The sequence below is a fragment of the Bacillus sp. FJAT-42376 genome (genome assembly GCF_003816055.1).
In the GTDB taxonomy this organism is placed as follows: domain Bacteria; phylum Bacillota; class Bacilli; order Bacillales; family Bacillaceae; genus Metabacillus_B.
The window spans coordinates 3,770,010-3,793,313 of sequence record NZ_CP033906.1 but is presented as its reverse complement, the minus strand read 5'-3'; the positions used below and the strand labels follow the sequence as shown (position 1 = coordinate 3,793,313).

Sequence of the window (23,304 nt, the reverse complement as noted above, 5' to 3'; positions counted from 1 at the left end):
AACAGCTAAACAGCTTGTAAACAAAAGAGTAGAGCAGCTGTCAGATCAATGTTATATATGCCGGGGTGAAATCTTGGTCAAAGTAAAGCTTGTCCAAAAGTTGTTTACAATGCCGTTAAAATAAGCAAATTTCCCCTTTTTCATCTCAGTTTCTTTCTTAACCTTCAAAACATATTCTTTAATAGCCATAATTCCAATACGAAGTTCCTGAGCAGGAATGAATGCTCTCTCATTTCTGCAGAAGTCAATCACTCGATTACACTGCCTTACCACTTTCCAAAACTACTGAATAACCTCAGTATTCAAAAAAATGAGCTTTTTAAGCTAGCAAACTTTACTGTATCCAAGGGGCTACAAAACTAGATTTGGAAAAATGGTATTCCACAGCAATATCCACATGATTTAAAATTGAGGCGTTGTTACGTTTATTATCAATCTATTGTTTTAAGGGAAGAGTATTTGTTTTATTGGTAGGACACTTCTCGGACATATTGGCCGGTGTCTTGTCGGACAGTTCTTCTCTTAGAGGTTGAATGATGATGGCATTAGCTGTCTGCAGCATATCATTCTTTCTCTCCATGGCTACCTGGCGGATCATGCCCAGGTCTTCTAATTTCTTTACCAGACGCTGAACGGTTTTGTATGCAAGCTCCATCTTTTTGGCGATTGTATTCTTGCACATATAGCTCACACCGATTTGCTTGTACAGGAGTTCCAGCAATACAATTAGTCTAGTTTTTACATCTGAGCGTTTAACAGCTGCATTTATTGTATCTCTATATTAGCGAATGGAACGGTTAAAATTCTCAACCTCGGTAAAAGAGGGAAGGTTGTAAAATGCTTCTTCATTAGCAATCACATCGATACGTTTTTTCATCATGTTGTCTCCCATTGGAAACAAAAAAGCAACGGCCCTGTGTAAGCAAACCGTTGCGAAGAAACCCTTAGTGGAATGTAATAAACTACATCTGAGGGTATATATTCGGAGTAGGCGGAAGGTATAAGAGTGTTGGTAGCACTACTTATACGCGCTGTGCTCTTTTGTTATTATTTATGAAACCATATTTAATATCGTTTTCCCGAAAAAATGAAAAAGAACTTTAACAATCATATACTCTAAACCGCATAAACATTGATTTGTTGTCCTAAGGTACTGTTTTCGTTAAATGATAGTCGAGATGAAAGGCTCCTTCGGATAAATTACAAGAAGCCTTCGTATATTAGTCATATACCAAGGGTTTTTTTTTGTAAATCAGTGTCGTGCCAACTTTGCACCAACTCGAATTTTTTTTGCTTTTTAAATTTCGTTTTCTTTAATTAAAGGCTTAGCCAAATCTCTTACATTAGGAGGAATAATAACCTTGGATAAATTTTAAAAAAAAGATGAATTAAACTAAGTTTCTAATGTTTTTACTGATATATGCAAAGTTAGCAGACATGAATAAAGTGATAAGGTTTAGTTCAGTAAAATAAGGTATATTATATTTGGTGAATAGATTCGCTTTAAAGATAAGAAAAGTAGGTGAACAAAGTGGGGAAATATCAATTGGATCACAAAAGTCAGGTAGCTGTGACAAAGTTTCATGAAAAAAACACGCCTGCCAAATTTGATAAAAAAAAGCAACTTGAAAAAATACGTGCGGAGTATTTGAAAAAGAAGCAAAAACAAACAGAGAAATAATAGAAATGACAGCATAGGAAGATTCAATTCTCCCTATGTTTTTTTTATTCGAAATTTCTTTCAATATTTTCTGCAATCGGGTGCATATCTGTAATTAGATAAGTGCTTTTTATTTTTCAGCTCTGCTAAACTTGTCTGTTGATTGCAGTTAGCAGGTGTTCCCTTATTTTTGGGCGGGAGGTGAGCCTCCTTGCCTCTTTGCGCCTGCTGGGTCTCCCATGTCCCGCTGCTCGGGGGCCATTGCTGAAAATGACTATCATCGGAATGTTACTCAAGAAAAGCATCAGACTTGTTGAACATAGAGTATGGTTAAAGCCATTAATATTTATTAGACGCGGTAAGAAACTAACTCGAAATGATCAGTGTAAGTTTCAAACTGACTTAATGTCATCATTTCATAGGAAGGAGAAAGCCGTTATTAAAGAGAACTAGTGATGTAGCTAAAGATCGAATGATTTTGGATTTATATATATTTTTGGATTCAAGAACCTTTATCAGGAGTGTGAAAAGCATGGTCCATGCAAAAGCCTTATTATCCGATCAATTATTAGCTAATGCTAATGATCCCAGCTGGTATCTTCCATTTTTTGATTCGGTTGCAAATCTTTCAGAAGAAGATGCGTTTTGGAAGCCAAACGAAGATTGTAATAGCATTGCTGAAATTGTTCAGCATCTGCTTTACTGGAACGAAACATGGCAAACAAGGTATGAAAAATCAAATGTTAAGGCTGTTCCATCTATAGGTGATAACAATAAGAGCTTTGTCATTCCGGAAAATGAAAACTTTAACCACTTAAAGGAGCGTCTTTTGGAAGTTTTGCTGAAATGGCAAGTTCTATTATCGGAAGAGAAGGTTGAAAGTGAAGTAAATGGATTTCCGGTACCTGCGAAATGGTGGGAGATACTTGGAAATGCAGCAACACATAATGCATATCACATCGGACAGATCATTTTTATCCGTAAGCTCCAAAACAGCTGGCAAACGGATGCTGTCGAAGGATAATCCGATTATTCATTCAGGTTAAAGCAGAGGACTTGAGTTAAAGGAGACCGGAGCGGTGAAAGGCGGACTTCTTTGAATAATTGCTGACTTGCAAAGAATAATTGCTGATTTTTTTCAATTAATTGCTGATTTTTTTCAATTAATTGCTGACTTTTTTCAATTAATTGCTGACTTCCCGAAAGCATTTGCTGACTTCCCGAAAGCATTTGCTGACTCCCTCACTAAGTCTATCGGCTCATTTACCAACCTTCAAAAATCTGTAATCCAGCCTTAACAAAACCTTGCTATGGTTATAAGGATAACAGATCAGGAGGAGATGAACCGTGAAGAAAACCGCTGGAGCTATATTAATTTCACTTATTGCTGCTTTTCTTGCATTAGGACATGCGAACGCATCCGAACTGGACCTTGCAACGAAGTGGGCACCTGTTCATTATCAGGATACGGACAGCACCGATTACGATGCTGACTATCTGACTGCCGCTAATTATGACGGGGACTGGAACATGCGCAATAATTGGGAGAATCAGGCCAAGGATCCCGCCAGGCTAAAAGGGAGTGCCTACTATTCTGTATCTGAGACAGAAACGCACTGGTTTATCATTTACAGCTTTTATCATCCAAGAGACTGGACAGACTATCCTGATTTCGGGCTGGACACTCATGAAAATGATATGGAAGGCGCCATGATGATTGTCAGAAAAAATGGAAGCCCCACAGGCATCCTTGAAGGAATGGTTACCGTTGCACACAATCATTTTTACTCATTTGTACCGGCTGGAAGCCCGCTCACGAACGGGGAAGAGAATATTGACGGTTCTATCCTGATGTCGGATGGCAGACCAGCAACGTTCCAGGAATCGAAAGGCCATGGTCTGAAAGCATGGAACGGGAAGGAATTCCCTGGCGATGACGGAGTGATTTACAGACCGGCTGCAGAAGGAACCGTACCCTCCGGCGGAAATGACCGAAATGCCTTCTATAAACTGATTGCCGTAACAGAGCCGGGCGGACTATGGGAACGCCGAAGCAGCAGTGAAACGTACGCGTCATTTGGAACGTTTGCAGGAGATAACGGAAAAGATAACGCAGCCAATGCTCCGTGGGGGTGGGATGACTCGGATGACAGCCAGGAAAGGGGAGCAATGGCATTGGATCCCGCAGCTCTGACTGATGCCTATTTTGACGGCCTGGGAACCTTTAGTAAGAAGTATGTGGTCAATCCATTCAGATAAGGTGAACAAGTGAAGAGTCCGCAGCAGCGGACTCTTCTTACTTGCCTGTGCCAAACAATCAGATCGGATCCGCTAACAATGGGAACGAGTTAAGCATGCTTTTCAATGTAATAGCATCCCATGGCATATGCTCCGTGATTCCTAATCCGACAACCTCTGCTTCCTTGGACGCCAGGTTCATTAATTCAAGGAGACGGGGGATCTGCATCGTTCCCTTAGGAGAATAAAGATAGGGTGCTTCCGGATTGGCAAATAATAATGAACGGAAGGCAGCCGGATCAAGCACATCCAGGTCAAGGTGGATGGCCAGGTACTTAATGCCGCTCTCTTTTATCCATGATTTTACCGAATCCATGCTTTCCGCAATCTCTTTAGCTCCCGCGGTTCGGATCCCCAGTCTGTTTACCAGTTCCGTATCATCCGGTATCGCAATTCCTTTTTCCTCAAGCGTCTTGGAGATGATTTCCGCTTCTTGCTGCGCAGGTTCGGCCAGGCCTGCGATAAAGACGTTTTCAGGTTTAAAGGGAGTGGTTACGAAGCTTGCAAACTCCTTTTCGCCCTCCCCGAGGAGATTTCCAAGGGGAAGAGTATGACCATAATCATAGCCGGGAATTCTCATCAAGTCAGAGTGGGCGTCAATCCATAGCAATCCGAGATCCCCGCTGTATCGTTCATTCAGGTAGGCAAACGGAGCTTGCTCCACTAAACAATCTCCTCCAAACATGACAATGCGGTCCGGCTGATGGGCACTGATAAGATGGCGGGCAGCCTTTAATTGTTCCAGCAGCTGAGTTCTCCCATAGACACCGTTTTCATTTTCCAGAGGGATGCCTCCATAGGCTTGAACCGGTACCTCTATAAGGGGCTGGCCATGATCAGGGGCAAGCCATGCCAGCAGCTCTGCTCCAAAAGAATAATTAGGATTGTTCCCGCCCTGCCACTGCGGCATAAGAAGCCGAATTGTTTTTTTGTCCATTTTCCTCTCTCCTTTACTTTCGATTAAGTCTAGATTACACTGTACGAAAATAAAGAAAAGTACGCACTTAATGGATAGATACTATCAGAAAGGATAGTGATTAGGATGGGGATGACTGAGTATAGGGGGAAAGTAAAGCATATTCAGGATACGCCTTTTGGCTATACAATATCTGTGATCGGCGGAAAGTGGAAAATGGTTATCCTTTATCTCCTTGCTGAAAACGGGGTTGTTCGGTTTAATGAATTAAAAAATCAAATCGGGACGATTACTTACAAAACGTTAAGCTCACATCTTAAGGAGCTGGAGGCAGATGGTCTCATCCACCGCAAAGAATATCCTCAAATCCCTCCTAAAGTAGAATACAGTCTTTCCAAAAAAGCGGAGACGCTGCTGCCAGTATTAGAAGAACTGTGTGAGTGGGGAGTGAAAAACAGACCCGGTCTTTAAATAAACATGAGGCAAAAAAGCACCCCGTGAACACTGAATGAGTGATCCCGGGGTGCTTTTTTAATTTTAATCTCTGTTAAACTTAGTTGTTGATTTCCGCTGCAGTCGTTCGCTTATCCTTGGGCGGGCGGTGCGCCTCCTCGCGACTGCGGGGTCTAACCTGTCCCGCTGCTTTAAGAGGGAGTCTTACACCTTCCGGTTCAATCAACAGGGATTAAAAAATCAATAACATGCTACCGGAAAAGTAAGCTTTGCTTATACAATCGATTGATTCCTGTCATCCGAATCATCCGGAGAAGCCTCATTAATCTTCATTCCCACAAATACAAATGTGATCATAAGAATCACCGTAAATACCCAGCCGTATATTTTCATATAAAATAGAATCTTATCATACTGGGCAATCCCATACTGGTTGAGCAGAAACGCTCTTAAAGCAGCATTCAGCAGATTTTGCATAGCGAACACGAAGCTGACCAGGTAAAAGAGCGGCAGCAATTTAGGCTGCTTGTACAGCTTCAGGCTGTCTTCCCGTTTTTGTCCCTGCAAATAAGCGATATCCGCCATTAAATAAAGGCCAAACGGCTTTTTTATAAGAATGGTGGCGATCCAGAAGAGCCCGAATCCGACAGATACCCAGACGTTATTTTGCTGCATGCGTTCAGCGTTCTGGGAGAGCAGGTCGATGATTGTGTTAATGCTGAGTGAAGCCATGATAAAAAGGCCAGTCACATTGAATTGCTTTTCTGCAAAAAATCGATAGACGGTATAAATAATTCCGGGGACAGTAGACAGCAGCATGGCCCAGTAATCACCAAGCGGAGCTTTCCCATATTCCCAGATGACATACGGCAATACTAAATAAAAGAGAATATCTGATATAATCAGGTGTTTTTTCATTTTCATCCTCCTATTTCCCCTAGTATAACATGTTCTTACTCCATGAATTCTCAAATTTTTTGATGAAGCCATCATTTGATATAATAAGGAATTATAAGAATGGCTGGGGAGGAGAGATCGCATTTGATTCAGATCGGGCTGACAGGCTGGGGAGATCATGACTCCCTATATCCGGACTCCGTTCGGACAGGTGACAAGTTAAAAGAATACAGTGCCTATTTTCCGGTAGTTGAATTGGATGCGAGCTTTTATGCGGTTCAGCCTGAACGGAATATGAAGAAGTGGGCTGATGAAACGCCCGGGAATTTTCAGTTCATCGTTAAAGCCTATCAGGGAATGACGGGCCATGAACGGGGAGAGATTCCTTTTGAAACAAAATCCGAGATGTTTGAAGCGTTTAAGCTTTCTTTGTCTCCCTTGATCGAGGAGGGGAAGATGGCGATGGTTCTCTTTCAATTCCCCCCATGGTTCGACTGTAAAAAGGAAAATGTCGACTACCTGCGCTGGTGCAGGCAGCAGATGGAAGAAATCCCATGTGCCCTTGAATTCAGGAATCAAACGTGGTTCGAGCCGGCAGTCAGGGACAAGACCTTGCTGTTTATGAGGGAAGAGAATTGGATTCACAGTGTATGTGACGAACCTCAGGCAGGAATGAGTTCCATTCCCGCTGTACTTGAAATAGCCAATCCGCAAAAAACGCTCGTCCGCTTTCACGGCAGGAATGTTCATGGCTGGAATAAAACGGGCAGCGATCAGGAATGGAGAGAGGTCCGATACTTATATAAATACAGTACGGCGGAACTTGAAGAATGGGGGAAGGCGCTGAAAGACCTGAGCAGCAAAACGAAGGAGCTTTTTGTGGTGTTTAATAATAATTCCGGAGGAGATGCGGCCGGAAATGCTTTGGAACTGATTGAGCTTTTAGGTGTTACATACAAGAATCTTGCACCAAGGCAGATGAGCCTGCTTGATTTTGAATAAGGAAGAGAGAAGGAATTTTTGATGGAATGGTTCATTTTAATCTTACTGGGTTTATTCGCGGGAACGCTTGGAAGTATAGTAGGGCTTGGCGGCGGCATTATCATCGTGCCGGCTCTTCTTTTTCTGTCAGGTATTTTGCCGGCGGAAATCACTCCCCAGGAAGCGGTAGGTACATCGTTATTTGTTTTGATTTTTACGGGCCTGTCCTCCACCCTTGCTTATATGAAATATAAAAGAGTCGATTACAAAAGCGGCTGGATTTTCTTTATTGGAAGCGGCCCCGGGAGTCTCGCTGGCTCCTGGGTAAACAGGATGTTTACGGATGATTCTTTTTCCGTCTGGTTCGGTCTTTTTATGATTGCCATGGCCATTGTGCTTATGTTTAAAGAACGTGCTGCTCCTCTGCCGGGAATGAAAGCTGCGAAAGGAATTCAGCGGACTTATACTCAGCCGGATGGCTCAGTCATAACTTATTCGTATCAGCCTCTTGCGGGAATTCTTATTGCCTTTGCAGTAGGATTTTTAGGGGGGCTGTTCGGAATTGGCGGGGGCTCTCTTATGGTTCCTGTGATGGTCATGCTGTTCATGTTCCCGCCGCATGTAGCGATTGGAACCTCAATGTTTATTATTTTTCTGTCATCCATCACAAGCTCCGGCATTCATGCGGCTATGGGAAACGTAAACTGGCTTTATGCCATAGCCCTTATTCCCGGCGCTTATGCAGGAGGAAAGCTTGGAGCCTACATTAACAATAAACTGGAGAGCAAAACCATTATGATTTTGCTTAGGCTGGTTCTCGTTCTAGTGGGAATCCGCTTAATCTATCAAGGAATCAGCTAAGGCTGCTGAAGGAGTGGAACGTCAATGAGGAAGCTGCACATCTACCATACAAATGATCTTCACAGCCATTTTGAAAACTGGCCAAAAATCGCGCACTATGTGAAACGCAGCAGGCAGCTGAATGAAAAAGAACAGGAACAGAGCTTTTTATTTGATATCGGTGACCATGTAGACAGGTTTCATCCGATTAGTGAAGCATCCTATGGGGAAAAAAACGTGGAAATGATGAATGAGCTGCATTATGATGCGGCAACCATCGGAAACAATGAAGGCATCACGCTTCCACATGATAAACTGAACACGCTTTACAAGAATGCAGCCTTTCCTGTCATCCTCTCGAATCTTTACAGGAAAAACGGGGAGCGGCCGGACTGGGCCGAGCCATATAAAATCCTTACCTTACCGGATGGCTTTAAAATAGGGATTCTCGGTGTAACGGTAAGCTACAAACCATTTTACGAAAAATTGGACTGGCTGATTCAGGATCCGTTTGAAAGCCTGAGAGAGGTGCTTCCAAAAGCGGCGGGGGAAGCCGATTTTCTTGTCGTTCTTTCTCACTTGGGGCTGTATGATGATGAAAGGCTTGCAGAGGAATTTCCGGAATTACACCTGATTTTAGGAGCGCATACCCATCATTTGCTGGAGCATGGGAAATGGATCAATGATACACTGCTGTGCGGAGCGGGAAAATACGGAATGTATACCGGCCGGGTTGAAATTCAATATGATGAAAAGACGAAAGAAATTATCCGTCAGACGGCCTCGGTCCGGTCGATGACAGCGGAGGGGGAAAACAAGGAGGATGAGCGGAAGCTCGCTCTTCATTTGGAAGAAAGCCTTGCCTTGCTATCCGATCCCATTGCTGAACTTGATAAAGAATTGAAAATCAGCTGGTTTGAAGACTCAGATTTTGGCGCCCTTCTGGCTAAAGCCTTAAGAACATGGTGTGACGGAGAAGCCTCCATGATCAATGCGGGCATGCTTCTTGAATCACTGCCTGAGGGACCGGTCACGAAGCAGGATCTTCACCGGATATGTCCTCATCCAATCAACCCTTGTATAGTCGAGCTGAAAGGAGATCAGCTGCTTGAGGTGATCAGGCAGGCATCCACAGCAGAGATGGAACAGCTGAAGCTGAAGGGTCTTGGGTTCAGGGGAACGGTTATGGGCAAAATGCTGTATGACGGGATTGAAGTTGCTGAGGAAAAATCCGCTGATGAAGCATATATTCCGCCGGTTAAGATAAACGGGCTGCCTCTTGATTCTGAAAGGACATACAGGATCGCTACAGCGGACATGTTTACGCTTGGTCCTCTTTATCCCGTAATCGGGCAATCCGAAAAGAAAGAGTATTTCATGCCGGAGTTCCTGCGGGATTTGCTGGAATGGTCACTTTCTAATAAAAACAGCGCCAAAAATTGATTCCCGTTCATTTCATCCTTTTCGGCACATAAGCTGATAGGAGGAAGGAGTGTGGAATAATGGTGACCATTTCCCCCATTGTGATAGCCGGTCATATGTTCACAGCCGTGACGGTTCAGCTGCCAAAAACCAGCTTCATGGCGATTTCCAGCGACAAGGGCTATATTGCCTGCGGTGCACTGGATGTAGCCTTATTAAATAGTCAGCTTAAGGATCGTGAAATTGTGGCAGCAAGAGCGGTCGGTGTCCGGACCATCGACCAGCTATTGGATGCTCCGCTTGAATCCGTTACGTATGAAGCGAAGAATCGCGGCATTCATACCGGAATGTCAGGAAGGGATGCCCTTCTGCTGATGATTTAGTGAAATTTATAGCGTACATCCTCTTTTGCGTGCATACATTTAGCATGTAAAGGGGGTATTTTTTTGGCTAAATTTCAAAGACGTCTCCCGGGAAAAGGAGTTATGCCTTTCCGATATGTGCTGCTGCTGTCTTTTATTTTTTTTGTTTTTTCTACTGCAGCAGGACTGTATATCGTGAATAAAGAGATTCAGCCGGTCCTGATGAGTATTGCGGAAACGGAAACACAAAAAATTGCATCGCTGATTATAAATGATGCTCTGAAAAAAGAGCTGGAGGAAGAAGGAGATACAAGCCGTCTTGTTCAAGAAAACGTGGATGAAAAGGGAAAACTCACTGATTTCAATGCAGCAGGAGTCAGGAAAATGATGGCGAGTTTCACCGATCATATTCAAAGAAATCTTATTTTGGCAGAAAAGGGGAACTTAGCCGTTCTGAATATTCCGGAGCTGCAGGATTCGAAAGAAAATTTTATTTATGAAATCCCGCTTGGGCAAACAACCGGAAACGTTCTGCTCGGCAGTGTCGGTCCCAAAATTCCGGTGCGCTTTGAAATGGTTGGCCATGCCCTGACCGATTCAAAAATTACGGCCGAACCTTTCGGAATCAATAACGCACTGATTAAAGTCATCATTGATGTAAAAGTGAATCTCAGGGTGATTATCCCCTTTTCCAGTAAAAGCACAACCGTTTCAGCTAATATTCCGGTGGATATCAAAACTTTCAGCGGAGATGTTCCGGATTATTATAATGGGGGAGGGGGACAGCCTCCTGCAATTGAACTGAAATAAAAAGAGCGCCGCCGGCGCTCTTTTTATTGGGTTTTCTTCTTTTTATCGGCCCGTTCCCAAATCCTCAGGTAAGGATAGGGATCGAAGGAATATTCGGTTCGTCCATTATCTTTATACATCCCGTAATGCAAGTGAGGAGGGAATTTCCCGGCCGTTCCCGGCGGCCCGTATCCGGAGCTGCCAACAGAACCGATGACCTGCCCCGGCTTAACCACCATGCCTTCTCTCAGCCCTTTTGCGAATCCGTTAAGATGTCCATAGTAATGATAGGTGTTCCGGACGTCCCGGATACCGACTCTCCAGCCTCCAAAGCGGTTCCAGCCCTTCATCTCAACAATTCCGTACGAAGTAGACAGCACAGGGACTCCATAATCGGCAAAAACATCGGTTCCTTCATGAATTCGTCTGCCGCCCCAGCCGCGGGCATCTCCCCACGTACTGCGGTAACTGTAATTATAGCGGAGAGGAACCGGGAATGACCGGCCGCTTAAATTCAAATGGCCAGCCTTATTAATAATTTTCATATATCCAAGAATCATACCGACTGATTTATCACGCTGATAATAATCCCACAAGCCGATTTTCGTGTTTTCAAAGCCGTTTCCATAATTAGAAAGGAAGGAGGCATAGGAGTATAGAACATCTTCATCGTTTGCCGGATCTGCAAGTCCATCTCCGTTTCCATCTTTTCCTATACCTCCGAAAAGGCGGATGCGTTCCGGGCTGCGGTCTGAGGCGGCGGTATTTAAAGGTCCGCTCCAGCGCTCAGGTAAAATATATATCCCGATTAATCCGGTCTGTTTCGGAAGATCCCTTCTTGAAAGCCTTACATTTCTCTCAAATAGGTCTGCGGCGGCCAGAAGTTCCCAGGAGATGTGAGTTTGTTTTCCGATTTTTTTAAACAGCGCCATTCGTTTAGCATTTTCAGCTGTCTCCCCGTCCATGCCTTTTGCGGATGCTTGAGGCGGAAAGCAAAATAGAAACAGCATGACGGCGATTAATAAAGAACGCAATATAAGGAGCCTCCTTTCAACTCTTCTTTAATAGGCTTAGTTTTAAACGAAGCAGGAATTTCATTAGTAGTAAATGTTAGTAATAGCGAGCCCCTTCCTTTTTCTTGTCCTTAAATCCTTTTCTATGTTAAAGTGGAGGTTGTAGGAAAAAATCTTGCGCAGGGTGATTACCCGTTAGTGGTGACGTTTTCATTTAGTTCTTTCACTCACGAGACTACATACTGGAGATGATTTTTTTGGCAAAACAAGAGGAACATTTGCGTAAACCGGAATGGTTAAAAATAAAATTGAATACGAACGAAAACTACACAGGCTTAAAGAAATTAATGAGGGAAAAAAACCTTCATACAGTCTGTGAGGAAGCAAAATGTCCAAATATTCATGAATGCTGGGCGGTCAGACGCACAGCGACCTTCATGATTCTTGGATCCGTTTGTACCCGTGCATGCCGGTTTTGTGCAGTTAAAACAGGCCTTCCAACGGAGCTTGATCTTCAAGAGCCGGAACGCGTGGCAGATTCTGTCGCTCTGATGAATCTGAAGCATGCGGTTGTAACAGCCGTTGCAAGGGATGATCTGAAAGATGGCGGCTCCCAGGTATTTGCTGAAACGGTGCGGGCGATCCGCAGAAAAAGTCCATTCACAACAGTCGAAGTACTTCCATCCGATATGGGCGGATCTTATGAAAACCTTAAAACATTAATGGATGCCCGTCCGGATATTTTAAACCACAATATCGAGACGGTTGAGCGTCTGACTCCAAGAGTACGTGCCCGGGCGAAATATGACCGCTCACTTGAACTGCTTCGCCGTTCAAAAGAACTGCAGCCTGATATTCCAACGAAAAGCTCTCTAATGGTAGGGCTCGGCGAAACGAAAGAGGAAATTCTTCAAACGATGGATGATCTGCGTGCGAATCATGTAGACATTATGACGATCGGCCAGTATCTGCAGCCGTCTAAAAAGCATTTGAAAGTCCAAAAGTATTACCATCCCGATGAGTTTGCAGAACTAAAGGAAATTGCAATGAGCAAAGGCTTCAGTCACTGTGAAGCGGGTCCTATGGTCCGTTCTTCTTATCATGCGGATGAGCAGGTAAATGAAGCTTCCAAAAAACGCCAGGCAAATGCATAACTGTTTAAAGAAAAAAAGGAGACGCATTCCAGGCGTTTCCTTTTTTCGTTTACGGATAAGCCAGGCTGATTGAAGCGGAAAGGCGAACTCCTGCCTAAAGCAGCGGGGCAAAGACCCGCACTCGGGATTGTGGGATGAGGTTCAACCGCCTAAAAACCCAGGGGCGGAAATTAGGCTAAATCATTCTAATATTCCCCACAGACTCTTTTGATTAGGCCTGTTTTAACAGGACCTCTTATTTGTAGCGCGTCTTTTCATAAGAATCTTTCATATCCTCGTCCATTTTTTCATTCTTCTCCCCGTAGCCTTCCCCGTTGGCATTTTCTCCTTTATTCAGGCTTTTGCCCTGAGGAGAATCGTTCAGCATCTGGCGGATCAATTTGGAAATAATCGCATCCGCATCCGGGCTTTGAGCATCCATCTTGCTGTAGGATTGAAGCTGATCAAAGTAAGCGGGCTGATCGGAAATGTAGACATGGTAATAACGCGGAACAACTGAAATGGCTGTTTTACTGACCATATCCGCCATTTCATTTCTATTTTTCCCGCTGCCCCTATAAGCAATAAGTACTTCTTCATCTGTTACAAGAGCAGCCGCCTCTTCAATGCCTGGAAGCTGAACCGCTAATCCGCTGATCGTATCCGCAAGCTCTTTCCTGTTAATTCCGTAAAACTCGGTTTGTTGTCCATTGTCCGTAAGGCTGCTTTTTTTATGCCGGACAAAACCGTAATTCTCTGTTCTTTGTTCTTTCTTGCTCTCGCTGCTCGTTTTTTTGTACATGTCTGTCTTTTCATTCACGTTAATGGTACTGCCATTTTGATCTGTGAGATTTTGCCCTTCTTCTGCCTTTTGACAGGCAGGAGCAGAAAGAAACGTGGCAGCGATGAACAATGCTCTGAATCGTTTCATTGATTTGACCTCCTGTTTTTCGTACCACGCATACATTTTAAATGCATGTGGTTCACCTGGCTGCTGAAGACCTTAAACAGTCTTTGCAAAACCGTGTTCTGTTCCAAAATCCTGACATCAGAAAACCTGCTGAAGGAAATGTCACTTCCCTTTCTAACATTGCCTGTTTTCAGTAAATTTTCCCTAGTAATTGATGGAGAAGCAAAAATCCGATATGATAAAGGAAATAAACGTCCGCTGTAAGGAGCGCTGTCCATTGGTAACCGTACAAAATATTCATTATGAGCTTTTCCGGGATGAACGAGACGGCTTTAACGAAGAAGCGTTTAAAGCACGGTACTCAGACATCTTAAATAAATACGATTATATCGTTGGGGACTGGGGCTACGGCCAGCTGCGCCTAAAAGGCTTTTTTGAGGATCAGAACCAGAAGGCCTCTTATGATACAAAAATCAGTACACTGGATGAATATCTTTATGAATACTGTAATTTCGGCTGTGCGTATTTTGTTTTAAAGAAGATCCGCAAATAAAAAGAGCTTCGCATCTTTGCGAAAGCTCTTTTTTACTGCTCATTTCTGTCAGGATCATCATGGGTAGGATGGGCGCCCGGATCCCGCCGCGGCAGTTCCTGATGAAGATCTTTATTTTCATAATTGAAAGCGCTGTAATAACGCTGTCCTTTTGTCCATGGGGTGCTTTTATTCTCGACTGGCTCATCTTTCCCCCTCGGAGCACCATACGGGCCTTCAGGAGTTATTTCAGGTGTCACATAATTTCTCATGGCTTCTACATTGGAAAAATCCCGGTATTCTTCGTTTTGAAGGTCATCCATTTCGTTTCACCAGCCCATCTTCAGTTTACATTAGTGTGGTCTGCTGGTGCCTATCCCATTCATTAAACGGTTTCGTACAGAAATTCTCTAAGCTCTGCCGCTTCTTCCTCTGAGAGCTGGAAAGCATGTTCGAGATAGCCTGGTTCATTGAGATCGTCTTCTCCAATGATGGCAAACCTGCTGCTCTGAAGATTCAGCACGATCACTTTCCCGAAGTACCGGTTTGTGTGAAGCAAAGCCAGATCAAAGCGCTGATGCTCTCCTGTAAAGCTTACAAACCTCGTTTTCGTTTGATCCACTTCATCATATAAATAGAATCGCTCCATTATTTCCTCTCCTTAGCCGTGTCTTTTCGTAAAATTATACCAAATAAGAAGAATTTTCTTGATAAAAGCATAAAAACCTTAATCAAAAACTCGATTTTCCTTTCTATATGGTAAAATAGGATTATATAGAGGTGCGAAACCAGAAGGGTTGAGACGATGTTCTGTGAATTTTGTACTATAAATGCTAAGCGTATTATGAAGTGGAGCAAAATTTTGCTTCCATATACGTATTTAAAATACTTCCCTCCTCAATTTATCTTAAGAAACCCTCTTCTTGAAGGGGTCTATCGCGCTGTATCGGAAGGGAAAAAGGTAGCCGGAATTGTCATTCAGTTTACCAATATGAAGGAACTGATGAATCAGCTTGAAGCATCCCAGGAAAAAGAATTTTGCCTGAACTTTAAGAAAGAGGCAAAATTCATACTGGAGACGTCTGACTTTCAGAATGATATACTTGTTGTGCATGATTATAATAATAAAGGCTTGACCGTTTTCTTGAAAATTGATGAGAACAGACAAAGCGTGCCCCATATTGAGCAATTCATCGCTTATTTTATTAAAAAGCTTCAAAGCTTTCTGTCAGCAGAATATCCTTACCTTCATTTTACAAGCGAGTCAGGCTATATGTTTGTCGAAAGAGAGAACAGTTCTACTCACCAGGCGATCTTAAAAGCTCAGCAGCAAGCAGCGGAAATGGCTGAAAAACGAATCCACTCCAAGTACATTGATACGCTGCTGAATATGAGAGAAATTATTCAAAAGCAAGACATACGGCTTCTCGCCCAGCCGATTATTCAGCTGGAAACCAATGAGGTGAAAGCGTGGGAAATATTAACGAGAGGCCCTGAAGGCACGCCTCTTGAAAATCCGCTTCAGCTTTTTTCTGTCGCCAGACAGACGAACATGGTCTATGATCTTGAAATGCTGATCTTGGAAAAAGCTATGCTTCTCGTTAAAGAGAGTAAAACAAAAGAAGACATTTATATAAATTTTACTCCGCTTACACTCGGAAACAAACGGTTTGTATCTTCCGTAAAAAAGGCATTCGAAAGACATCCGGGTGTCAGTCCGCAAAACATCATTCTGGAGATTACAGAGCGGGATTCCATTGAAGGAATGGCTTTCTTTAAGTCCAACATCATGGCGTTAAGAGATCTCGGAATCCGCATTGCGGTGGATGATACAGGAGCAGGTTATGCGAGCCTTCATACGATTAGCGAAGTTCTTCCGGATATCATCAAAATTGACCGGTCCGTTATTGAAAATATTGATACAAACCGGGTTAAAGAGTCCATGCTGAAAGGACTTCTCCTAATTGCGAGGGAAACGGGATCACTCGTTGTGGCTGAAGGGATAGAAAAGAAAGAAGAAGCTGATGTGCTGACAAGAAATCGGGTAGACTTAGCCCAGGGGTATTTTTATGCCAAGCCTGGATTGCTTCAAAAAGAACGGGTAGCTTTTTAAAAAGGGGATGACTGCATGTATTTTGTGGACCGGGAAAAAATAGAAGAAACACTGAAATTAATGGATGAACTCCTGGGCTTTTTTTCTGAAACCAATTCTTTTGAAACAAAAATGGAGAAGCTTGCTCTCCAAAGACTTGGCCATTTAATAATGGAATGCATTCTTGATACAGGCAATGCACTGATTGATGGTTTTATCATGAGGGACCCGGGAAGCTACGAAGACATTATCGACATTTTACTGGATGAAAAAGTAATTGAGAAAGAAGATGAAGCCGGTTTAAAAGAACTTGTCTTTTTCCGGAAGTCTTTAATCCAGGAGTATATATCTGCTGATACAAAGCAGCTTGAAATCTTAATGAACACGCATTTTGAGGTGCTGAAGGCATTTCCTCCAAAAGTTAGAACCTATCTTTCTGATGAATTAGGTCCTGTGTCAGCTTTTAAAAATTAATGTTCAGCAGGAGGAATGAGCTTTGAAATCCTATAAAGGCTACTTAATTGATCTAGATGGTACGATGTATAAGGGTACAGAGAAAATTGAAGAAGCAGGCGATTTTGTCAGGCTTTTAAATGAAAAGGGAATTCCTTATTTATTCGTGACAAACAACTCCTCCGCCACACCGGAAAAAGTGGCTGAAAAGCTGAATGCGTTTGATATTGCGGCCAGTCCGTCCCAGGTTTTTACAACCTCCCAGGCAACGGCTAATTATATGCACGGTAAAAAGCCGGGCGGATCTGTCTTCGTCATTGGAGAAGAGGGCATACGGCAGGCACTTGAAGAAAAAGGGTTTACCGAAGGCGGAGAAACGGCCGATTTTGTCGTTGTGGGAATCGATCGCGGGATTACATATGAAAAGCTATCGGGAGCATGCCTGGCTGTCAGAAATGGGGCAGCATTCATTTCAACGAATGGAGACATTGCCATCCCAACCGAACGGGGACTTCTTCCGGGAAACGGGTCTCTTACCTCGGTCATTACCGTCTCAACGCAAGTGGAACCAGTGTTTATAGGGAAACCAGAGCCAATCATTATGGAACAGGCCCTTGAAGTTCTCGGAATCCCTAAATCGGACGTACTGATGGTGGGTGATAACTATGCTACGGACATTATGGCAGGGATCAGAACAGGAATGGACACGCTTATTGTTCATACTGGAGTGACGCTTAAAGAGCATCTTGAAAAGGTAGAAATTCAGCCAACTTATGCTGTGCACTCTTTAGAGGATTGGTTTGAAAATATTTAAGGGAATACAGGGGCTGTTAACCTAACGCTTTTCCTTTTTTTCTTTTTGTTCATGTTGGCTTCCGCTCCCATCAGGCTGACCCATTCTGTAAAACGAACCGATGTTTACAAAAAGAGGATGGGACATAATTAAATTGTTGTCCTTAAGCCGAATATTTCCTTTGAAAAAAGAATGAAAAACAATAAAACCGAACTATTAGGAAGCTCTATATCAGAGTTTCAAATAATCGTTCGGTTTTTTTTATTCGCTCAATTAAAGCATGTTGTTGATTTTTTAAACCTTGTTGATTGAAGCGGAAGGCGTGAGACTCCTGCGGGAGCAGCGGGACAGGTGAGACCCGGCAGGCGCAAAGCGGCGAGGAAGCTCACCGCCCGCCCCGCGGAAAGCGAGCGCCTGCAATGGAAACCAATAGCCAAGTTTAACTGAACGTTTTTATTAGCCAGAAACCTTTTGCCCCAACATCTTCTATTTTCATGATTATCTCTAATCAGGATCCGGTGACAGCCGCATTATTCTGTATGGGCAGCACGGTGCGCAAGTCTGCTGGAAGCTGCCGCCGCTATTGCGCCAACGATATCATCGAGAAACGTATGGCACATGCCAGTGGATTTATCGTTTAAAAAAGCTAAAATCCCCGGTTTTTCTTTATCGATATACCCATAGTTTGTAAATCCGATGGAACCATATATATTTACGATTGAAAAGGCCATAATTTCATCGACACCGTATAAACCCTCATCTGTTTCAATGATGCCCTGCAAAGGCTCCTCCAGCATTTTCTTTTCGGCCAGTTCATCCAGCTGAATTCCTGTGAGGAGGGCATTCTGCACTTCCCTTTTGGCAAGGACTCTTTCTACATTGGCCGTACAATCCGCCATTTGCAAATCAGGATGATACTTTTTTTGCAAATAATAAACGAGCTCTGCAATATCTTCTATTTTAACACCACGGTCTTTTAATTTCTGTCTGGCTTTTTTTTCAACAGCATTCATACTCCGCTTCTCCATCCGCATCTTCCTATCTTGTTTAGGATCTTTCGATTATTCCAGAAGCCGGGCCTTAAAAAGGCACCTTGTTTTATTCTTATTTTATACAATCCCGGAAAATTGGTGTAAGCATTCAGTGCTAAAAATAGCATATTCAGGAGGACCCGGGATTAGGATAGGGTAAAGACTGCCTGAAACGGAGATGATTCCGCTGAAAGATTTTTTAAAAGAACAATTCGGTATCCATGTACCCGGAACGTTTAAAGCAGGAAACCGCGACGCCTTTCGTGTGCAAAGCACGCTTGGCATCATTGTCCCTGTGCAGCATATGGACGAACAGGAGCTGTATGAGCTCTATTATATGAGTCAGTATTTACAGGAAAAAAGAGAACCATACGTAGCCTCCTTCTGGCCGAGTCTGCAGGGGGCCTTATCGGCAGAAAAAGACGGGAGAAGATACGCGATTCTTAAATGCCCTGATAAACTCATGTCCAGAAGCCAATCACCCGGCAGAGAATTAGCACAGTTCCATCAGCGTGCCCGAAGCTATCCATACCAGGCAGACAAAACAAAGCGGATTGGGGAATGGAAAAATCTCTGGGAAAGAAGGCTCGATCAGCTGGAGGCGTTCTGGAGAGGGAAAGTGCAGGCGCACCCGCTGGATCATTTCGAGAAACTGTTTATTGAATCCTTTCCTTATTATCTGGGGATGGCGGAAAATGGGATTCAGTATCTGGTGGATACGGAACTCGATGATGAGCCGCTTGCGTCTGATTCAGCTACCATATGCCATAACCGTTTTCATTCACAAGTATGGAATAAGGAATTTCCAATGAAACTTCCGACAGATTGGGTGTTTGATCATGCTGCAAGGGATCTTGCCGAATATCTGCGGTATGAATTTATTGAGAATCCAGAGCAGCTAAGAAGTGAAGGCGGCAGCTTTCTCGAAGACTATGACCGCACAGCCCCAATTTCTTCATTTGGCTGGCGGCTGATTTACAGCCGTTTGCTTTTCCCGATCCATTATTTTGAATGCATTGAGGATTACTATTTATCGTCTGAGTCCGGAAAACCTTTTTATGAGAAAAAACTGCAGCAACTTCTCAGCCGGTCAGCTGAATACGAGCAGTTTCTTACTTCTTATTCTGCCATGCTATCCATGAGGACAAGAAAAATACAGCTTCCTGTTTTGCACTGGCTTGGCTAATCCCGTAAATCCCCGTTTCTGAAATGAGATTCGGGGATTTTTAATATAGAATGTTTCCATGCTGCTCTTAAGAGAAAGCGTTTACAGGATAATTTAGCAGAAAATTCAGCCTTGTAAAATAATATGACGGGATTTATAATGCAACTATATATCAAATGTCTATTACATAAGTACAAATGTATTTTTAGGGAGTACATTTGTGTTTGCAGAAGGGGGAGACCACTGATGAAAGCAATACAGGTAGGACTGCTTGGATTAGGCACGGTAGGGAGCGGGGTCGTAAAAATCATCCGCGAGCACCAGGACAAATTAAACCATCTTGTGGGCTGTCCGGTTGAAGTCAGGAAAGTACTTGTCCGCGAAAAAGATAAACAGCGGATGATTGATGTGGATTCATCCCTGCTGACAACAGATCCTTATGAAGTGATCCATGATCAAGAGGTGGATGTATTAATAGAAGTGATGGGCGGAATTGAACAGACTAAAGAATACTTACTTGCTGCTTTAAACGAAAAGAAACAGATTGTGACTGCCAATAAAGATTTAATGGCTTTATATGGTTCTGAACTGCTTGCGGCTGCAACCAAAAATGGCTGTGATTTATTTTATGAGGCAAGTGTAGCCGGCGGTATCCCGATTCTCAGAAGTCTTGTAGATGGACTAGCTTCTGACCGGATTACTAAAATGATGGGAATTGTGAATGGAACAACGAACTTTATTTTAACGAAAATGAGCAAATACGGCAGTCCGTATGCTGAAGTGCTGAAAGAAGCGCAGGATTTGGGATACGCTGAATCTGACCCGACTGCGGATGTTGAAGGACTGGATGCAGCAAGGAAAATGGCAATCCTCGCCCGCCTTGGTTTTTCCATGAATGTGGACTTAAAAGATGTTCAAGTACGGGGAATTTCAGCGATTTCAGACGATGACATCAATTACAGCAAAAGGCTCGGCTATACAATGAAGCTTATCGGAATTGCCCACAGGCACAACAATAAAATTGAAGTGAGCGTCGAGCCGACCCTGCTTCCTGACCATCATCCCCTGGCTGCTGTAAACGATGAATACAACGCTGTGTATGTATATGGAGAAGCGGTGGGAGAAACGATGTTTTACGGTCCCGGTGCAGGAAGTTTGCCTACAGCAACTGCGGTGGTGTCAGATTTAGTTGGGGTAATGAAAAATATGAGGCTTGGCGTGAACGGACGAAGTGCCGTTGCCCCCCAATACGAGAAACAATTGAAGCTGGATGAGGAGATTTTTGCCCAGCATTTTCTCCGTATCCATGTGAAAGATCAGGTAGGAGCGCTGGCAAAAATTACAGGGCTTTTCTCAGAACGCGGAGTCAGCTTCGAGAAAATTCTCCAGCTGCCCCTTAAAAATAGTGAACTTGCGGAAATTGTCATTGTAACACACCACGCATCCCAAAAGGATTTTGCTGAAATTATGAACAGGCTGGATCACATGGAAGTGGTTTCCGAAGTGAAAAGCACATACAGGGTCGAAGGGAATGGCGGAGCATGAGCTGGGGCGGACTGCTGAAGGAATATAAGGAGTACCTGCCGATTAATGACCGTACACCTTTTCTTTCCCTAAATGAGGGGAACACGCCGCTTATCCGCCTGTCTAATCTGTCCGAAGAGTTTGGAGTTGACTGGTATGTGAAGACGGAGGGAACGAATCCGACAGGCTCATTTAAAGACCGGGGAATGGTGATGGCTGCAGCGAAAGCGAAAGAAGAAGGAAGCCGTGTGATCATGTGTGCGTCCACAGGAAATACATCCGCAGCGGCTGCTGCTTATGCGGCAAGAGCGGGAATGAAATGCATCGTTGTCATTCCTGACGGGAAGATTGCATTTGGCAAACTTGCGCAGGCAGTCATGTATGGAGCAGAAATATACTCCATTGCCGGCAATTTTGACGATGCGCTCAGAATGGTGCGGAGTGTATGTGCGAAGCTCCCTATTACGTTAGTAAACTCTGTGAACCCTTACAGGCTGGAGGGCCAGAAGACAGCTGCTTTTGAAGTGTGTGATGCACTTGGAAGCGCACCGGATGTATTATCGATTCCGGTAGGCAATGCCGGCAATATCTCCGCCTATTGGAAAGGGTTCACCGAGTACCACGAGGCAAAACAAACCGGATTGCCGCAAATGAGAGGATTTGAGGCGGAAGGGTCAGCGGCTATCGTGCGCAATCAGATTATTCATCAGCCCGAAACCATTGCGACAGCCATTCGAATCGGGAATCCGGCAAGCTGGGAACTGGCTGTTAAGGCTGCAAAGCAGTCAGGCGGAAAAATAGATGAGGTAACCGATGACGAAATTATTGAGGCTTATAAGCTGATTGCCCGAAAAGAAGGGATTTTTGCAGAGCCTGCCTCTTGCGCTTCCATTGCCGGAGTCATTAAACAGCTGCGGAACGGGGACCTTCCGGGAGGGATCCGAATCGTTTCTGTCCTGACAGGAAATGGACTCAAAGATCCGAATACAGCCATTGACTATAATGAATTGAAACCAATCCTTCTGCCAAACGATGAAATGAGCATTTTAGAGCGTCTTGAAGGAGTACATCCGGTATGAAAGAGGGGGAGATGCTGAAGATAAAAGTTCCGGGCAGCACGGCCAATCTTGGACCGGGTTTTGACTCCATCGGCATGGCGCTCAGCCGGTATCTTATTCTAACTGTTTCTCCGTCAGACTTCTGGTTTTTTGAATCCGAAAGTCCTGAGACAGCCGGTTTGCCGGAGGGAAAAGAGAATCTGATTTATCAGGTTGCCGTGCGGACAGCTTCAAAATATGGCGCAGTTCTTCCGCCCTGTCATGTAAAAGTGTGGAGTGACATTCCTGTTGCAAGAGGACTTGGGAGCAGTGCTGCTGCTATTGTGGCAGGAGTGGAGCTTGCAGATGCATTAGGCGGCCTCTCTCTTACATTGATGGAAAAGGCGAGGCTTGCGAGTCTTGAAGAGGATCATCCTGACAATGCTGGAGCCTCTGTATACGGGGGACTGGTTATTGGACTCCATCAAAAAGATGAAACCCATATTGTCCGCGTTCCTGATTTTAAATTGGAACCGGTAGTCGTCATCCCTTCTTATAAAATCTTTACGAAGGATGCAAGAGAGGTACTGCCGGGGTTATTGCCATTTAAAACAGCCGTAGAAGCAGGGGCTGTTGGGAATATGCTAGTTGCGGCCCTCATGACAGCAAATTGGCCGCTGGCGGGACAGATGATGGAGAAAGATCTCCTTCACCAGCCTTATAGGGGCGCGCTGACTCCAGAATTAGAACTTGTTGCAGCTGCTGCAAGGGAAGCCGGAGCATACGGCACAGCCCTGAGCGGAGCAGGCCCTGCTGTTATCTGTTTTGCAAAACAAGGGGACGGATCAAGGATTGCTGAACGGCTCCGTATCCAATTTACAGCTTGTCAAGTTGACCTTTTATATGTTCCGGCCGAGGGCAGCACAGTCGAACGGTTTTCCAGCTATAATCATTCCGGGAGTATATGATGGGAAAAGGGACGATCTGAAAAGGCTTATTTATT

Annotated in this window: 26 protein-coding genes and 1 pseudogene; 18 read left to right on the top strand and 9 right to left on the bottom strand. The window is 44.0% G+C overall.

What is annotated here, in order from left to right:
- Positions 1-40: 40 nt before the first annotated feature.
- Positions 41-880: pseudogene (locus CEF21_RS21980) on the bottom strand (helix-turn-helix domain-containing protein).
- Between the two features lie 651 nt (positions 881-1,531).
- Here CEF21_RS21980 and CEF21_RS21430 point away from each other — a divergent pair.
- A complete protein-coding gene (locus tag CEF21_RS21430; protein ID WP_164462250.1) occupies positions 1,532-1,681 on the top strand; it encodes a hypothetical protein in 150 nt (49 codons plus the stop codon).
- 511 nt (positions 1,682-2,192) lie between these two features.
- Positions 2,193-2,684 (top strand): DinB family protein, encoded by a 492-nt coding sequence (locus tag CEF21_RS19125; RefSeq protein ID WP_123919142.1) that lies wholly within the window; start codon positions 2,193-2,195, stop codon positions 2,682-2,684.
- A gap of 5 nt (positions 2,685-2,689) precedes the next feature.
- Here CEF21_RS19125 and CEF21_RS19120 read toward each other — a convergent pair whose 3' ends face one another.
- A complete protein-coding gene (locus CEF21_RS19120; RefSeq protein ID WP_123919140.1) occupies positions 2,690-2,890 on the bottom strand; it encodes a hypothetical protein in 201 nt (66 codons plus the stop codon).
- 117 nt (positions 2,891-3,007) lie between these two features.
- On the opposite strand from CEF21_RS19120, the gene CEF21_RS19115 reads away from it, so the two are divergent.
- A complete protein-coding gene (locus CEF21_RS19115; RefSeq protein ID WP_123919138.1) occupies positions 3,008-3,919 on the top strand; it encodes a hypothetical protein in 912 nt (303 codons plus the stop codon).
- A 58-nt stretch (positions 3,920-3,977) separates the two neighbouring features.
- Here CEF21_RS19115 and CEF21_RS19110 read toward each other — a convergent pair whose 3' ends face one another.
- Positions 3,978-4,895 (bottom strand): arginase family protein, encoded by a 918-nt coding sequence (locus CEF21_RS19110; RefSeq protein WP_123919136.1) that lies wholly within the window; start codon positions 4,893-4,895, stop codon positions 3,978-3,980.
- A gap of 105 nt (positions 4,896-5,000) precedes the next feature.
- On the opposite strand from CEF21_RS19110, the gene CEF21_RS19105 reads away from it, so the two are divergent.
- The gene (locus CEF21_RS19105; protein ID WP_123919134.1) at positions 5,001-5,345 is read left to right on the top strand and encodes a winged helix-turn-helix transcriptional regulator; all 345 of its coding nucleotides are present in this window, start codon (positions 5,001-5,003) and stop codon (positions 5,343-5,345) included.
- A 255-nt stretch (positions 5,346-5,600) separates the two neighbouring features.
- Here the strand turns inward: CEF21_RS19105 and CEF21_RS19095 are convergent, their stop codons facing one another.
- A complete protein-coding gene (locus tag CEF21_RS19095; protein WP_123919129.1) occupies positions 5,601-6,245 on the bottom strand; it encodes a VC0807 family protein in 645 nt (214 codons plus the stop codon).
- Between the two features lie 123 nt (positions 6,246-6,368).
- Here CEF21_RS19095 and CEF21_RS19090 point away from each other — a divergent pair, with 123 nt between their 5' ends.
- The 5 genes from CEF21_RS19090 to yunB all read left to right on the top strand — a co-directional run bounded on the left by CEF21_RS19090 (position 6,369) and on the right by yunB (position 10,639).
- Positions 6,369-7,226: a DUF72 domain-containing protein gene (locus CEF21_RS19090; protein ID WP_123919127.1), complete on the top strand. Its 858-nt coding sequence runs from the start codon at positions 6,369-6,371 to the stop codon at positions 7,224-7,226.
- A gap of 21 nt (positions 7,227-7,247) precedes the next feature.
- The gene (locus CEF21_RS19085; protein ID WP_123919125.1) at positions 7,248-8,066 is read left to right on the top strand and encodes a sulfite exporter TauE/SafE family protein; all 819 of its coding nucleotides are present in this window, start codon (positions 7,248-7,250) and stop codon (positions 8,064-8,066) included.
- Between the two features lie 24 nt (positions 8,067-8,090).
- Positions 8,091-9,488: a bifunctional metallophosphatase/5'-nucleotidase gene (locus CEF21_RS19080; protein WP_123919123.1), complete on the top strand. Its 1,398-nt coding sequence runs from the start codon at positions 8,091-8,093 to the stop codon at positions 9,486-9,488.
- 59 nt (positions 9,489-9,547) lie between these two features.
- Positions 9,548-9,850, top strand: coding sequence for a YunC family protein (locus tag CEF21_RS19075; RefSeq protein WP_123919121.1), 303 nt, complete (start codon positions 9,548-9,550; stop codon positions 9,848-9,850).
- A 63-nt stretch (positions 9,851-9,913) separates the two neighbouring features.
- Complete coding sequence (gene yunB / locus CEF21_RS19070) at positions 9,914-10,639, top strand: sporulation protein YunB (RefSeq protein WP_123919119.1); 726 nt, start codon at positions 9,914-9,916, stop codon at positions 10,637-10,639.
- 23 nt (positions 10,640-10,662) lie between these two features.
- Here yunB and CEF21_RS19065 read toward each other — a convergent pair whose 3' ends face one another.
- Entirely contained in the window at positions 10,663-11,628 is a 966-nt protein-coding gene (locus CEF21_RS19065) for a M23 family metallopeptidase (protein ID WP_123920413.1), read from the bottom strand.
- Between the two features lie 260 nt (positions 11,629-11,888).
- On the opposite strand from CEF21_RS19065, the gene lipA reads away from it, so the two are divergent.
- On the top strand, positions 11,889-12,785 hold the full coding sequence (gene lipA, locus CEF21_RS19060) for a lipoyl synthase (RefSeq protein ID WP_123919117.1): 897 nt from the start codon (positions 11,889-11,891) through the stop codon (positions 12,783-12,785).
- A 235-nt stretch (positions 12,786-13,020) separates the two neighbouring features.
- Here the strand turns inward: lipA and CEF21_RS19055 are convergent, their stop codons facing one another.
- Positions 13,021-13,695: a YhcN/YlaJ family sporulation lipoprotein gene (locus tag CEF21_RS19055; RefSeq protein ID WP_164462249.1), complete on the bottom strand. Its 675-nt coding sequence runs from the start codon at positions 13,693-13,695 to the stop codon at positions 13,021-13,023.
- Between the two features lie 256 nt (positions 13,696-13,951).
- Here CEF21_RS19055 and CEF21_RS19050 point away from each other — a divergent pair, with 256 nt between their 5' ends.
- Positions 13,952-14,227 (top strand): YutD family protein, encoded by a 276-nt coding sequence (locus CEF21_RS19050; RefSeq protein ID WP_123919113.1) that lies wholly within the window; start codon positions 13,952-13,954, stop codon positions 14,225-14,227.
- A 32-nt stretch (positions 14,228-14,259) separates the two neighbouring features.
- Here the strand turns inward: CEF21_RS19050 and CEF21_RS19045 are convergent, their stop codons facing one another.
- On the bottom strand, positions 14,260-14,529 hold the full coding sequence (locus CEF21_RS19045) for a cytosolic protein (protein WP_123919111.1): 270 nt from the start codon (positions 14,527-14,529) through the stop codon (positions 14,260-14,262).
- 62 nt (positions 14,530-14,591) lie between these two features.
- Positions 14,592-14,858 carry a DUF3055 domain-containing protein gene (locus tag CEF21_RS19040; RefSeq protein ID WP_123919109.1) on the bottom strand — a complete coding sequence of 89 codons (267 nt, stop codon included), beginning with the start codon at positions 14,856-14,858 and terminating at the stop codon, positions 14,592-14,594.
- A 210-nt stretch (positions 14,859-15,068) separates the two neighbouring features.
- Here CEF21_RS19040 and CEF21_RS19035 point away from each other — a divergent pair, with 210 nt between their 5' ends.
- Genes CEF21_RS19035 through CEF21_RS19025 form a run of 3 tightly spaced genes read left to right on the top strand, consistent with a single transcriptional unit; the run spans position 15,069 to position 17,565 of the window.
- Positions 15,069-16,319, top strand: a complete 1,251-nt coding sequence (locus CEF21_RS19035) for an EAL domain-containing protein (RefSeq protein ID WP_241156712.1) — start codon at positions 15,069-15,071, stop codon at positions 16,317-16,319.
- Positions 16,320-16,334: 15 nt separating this feature from the next.
- On the top strand, positions 16,335-16,772 hold the full coding sequence (locus CEF21_RS19030; protein WP_123919105.1) for a DUF86 domain-containing protein: 438 nt from the start codon (positions 16,335-16,337) through the stop codon (positions 16,770-16,772).
- Between the two features lie 22 nt (positions 16,773-16,794).
- Entirely contained in the window at positions 16,795-17,565 is a 771-nt protein-coding gene (locus CEF21_RS19025) for a TIGR01457 family HAD-type hydrolase (RefSeq protein WP_123919103.1), read from the top strand.
- A gap of 509 nt (positions 17,566-18,074) precedes the next feature.
- Here the strand turns inward: CEF21_RS19025 and CEF21_RS19020 are convergent.
- Positions 18,075-18,572 (bottom strand): phosphatidylglycerophosphatase A family protein, encoded by a 498-nt coding sequence (locus CEF21_RS19020; RefSeq protein WP_123919101.1) that lies wholly within the window; start codon positions 18,570-18,572, stop codon positions 18,075-18,077.
- A gap of 181 nt (positions 18,573-18,753) precedes the next feature.
- Between CEF21_RS19020 and yutH the strand changes: the two genes are divergently transcribed.
- From yutH to thrB, 4 genes are all read left to right on the top strand, one after another.
- Complete coding sequence (yutH, locus tag CEF21_RS19015) at positions 18,754-19,761, top strand: spore coat putative kinase YutH (protein WP_123919099.1); 1,008 nt, start codon at positions 18,754-18,756, stop codon at positions 19,759-19,761.
- Positions 19,762-19,986: 225 nt separating this feature from the next.
- The gene (locus CEF21_RS19010) at positions 19,987-21,285 is read left to right on the top strand and encodes a homoserine dehydrogenase (RefSeq protein WP_164462248.1); all 1,299 of its coding nucleotides are present in this window, start codon (positions 19,987-19,989) and stop codon (positions 21,283-21,285) included.
- Positions 21,282-22,343: a threonine synthase gene (gene thrC / locus CEF21_RS19005; RefSeq protein WP_123919097.1), complete on the top strand. Its 1,062-nt coding sequence runs from the start codon at positions 21,282-21,284 to the stop codon at positions 22,341-22,343. Before CEF21_RS19010 ends, thrC begins: the two co-directional genes overlap by 4 nt.
- The gene (gene thrB / locus CEF21_RS19000) at positions 22,340-23,269 is read left to right on the top strand and encodes a homoserine kinase (protein ID WP_123919095.1); all 930 of its coding nucleotides are present in this window, start codon (positions 22,340-22,342) and stop codon (positions 23,267-23,269) included. The genes thrC and thrB overlap by 4 nt, the downstream gene beginning before the upstream one ends.
- Positions 23,270-23,304: the final 35 nt, after the last annotated feature.

What these genes read in the sequence shown, in the direction of transcription:
- CEF21_RS19125 (WP_123919142.1), top strand. Translation starts at nt 2,193, where the DNA reads ATGGTCCATGCAAAAGCCTTATTATCCGATCAATTATTAGCTAATGCT.
- CEF21_RS19120 (WP_123919140.1), bottom strand. Translation starts at nt 2,890, where the DNA reads ATGCTTTCGGGAAGTCAGCAAATGCTTTCGGGAAGTCAGCAATTAATT.
- CEF21_RS19110 (WP_123919136.1), bottom strand. Translation starts at nt 4,895, where the DNA reads ATGGACAAAAAAACAATTCGGCTTCTTATGCCGCAGTGGCAGGGCGGG.
- CEF21_RS19105 (WP_123919134.1), top strand. Translation starts at nt 5,001, where the DNA reads ATGGGGATGACTGAGTATAGGGGGAAAGTAAAGCATATTCAGGATACG.
- CEF21_RS19095 (WP_123919129.1), bottom strand. Translation starts at nt 6,245, where the DNA reads ATGAAAAAACACCTGATTATATCAGATATTCTCTTTTATTTAGTATTG.
- CEF21_RS19085 (WP_123919125.1), top strand. Translation starts at nt 7,248, where the DNA reads ATGGAATGGTTCATTTTAATCTTACTGGGTTTATTCGCGGGAACGCTT.
- CEF21_RS19080 (WP_123919123.1), top strand. Translation starts at nt 8,091, where the DNA reads ATGAGGAAGCTGCACATCTACCATACAAATGATCTTCACAGCCATTTT.
- CEF21_RS19075 (WP_123919121.1), top strand. Translation starts at nt 9,548, where the DNA reads ATGGTGACCATTTCCCCCATTGTGATAGCCGGTCATATGTTCACAGCC.
- CEF21_RS19065 (WP_123920413.1), bottom strand. Translation starts at nt 11,628, where the DNA reads ATGCTGTTTCTATTTTGCTTTCCGCCTCAAGCATCCGCAAAAGGCATG.
- CEF21_RS19055 (WP_164462249.1), bottom strand. Translation starts at nt 13,695, where the DNA reads ATGAAACGATTCAGAGCATTGTTCATCGCTGCCACGTTTCTTTCTGCT.
- CEF21_RS19045 (WP_123919111.1), bottom strand. Translation starts at nt 14,529, where the DNA reads ATGGATGACCTTCAAAACGAAGAATACCGGGATTTTTCCAATGTAGAA.
- CEF21_RS19030 (WP_123919105.1), top strand. Translation starts at nt 16,335, where the DNA reads ATGTATTTTGTGGACCGGGAAAAAATAGAAGAAACACTGAAATTAATG.
- CEF21_RS19020 (WP_123919101.1), bottom strand. Translation starts at nt 18,572, where the DNA reads ATGGAGAAGCGGAGTATGAATGCTGTTGAAAAAAAAGCCAGACAGAAA.
- yutH (WP_123919099.1), top strand. Translation starts at nt 18,754, where the DNA reads ATGATTCCGCTGAAAGATTTTTTAAAAGAACAATTCGGTATCCATGTA.
- CEF21_RS19010 (WP_164462248.1), top strand. Translation starts at nt 19,987, where the DNA reads ATGAAAGCAATACAGGTAGGACTGCTTGGATTAGGCACGGTAGGGAGC.
- thrC (WP_123919097.1), top strand. Translation starts at nt 21,282, where the DNA reads ATGAGCTGGGGCGGACTGCTGAAGGAATATAAGGAGTACCTGCCGATT.
- thrB (WP_123919095.1), top strand. Translation starts at nt 22,340, where the DNA reads ATGAAAGAGGGGGAGATGCTGAAGATAAAAGTTCCGGGCAGCACGGCC.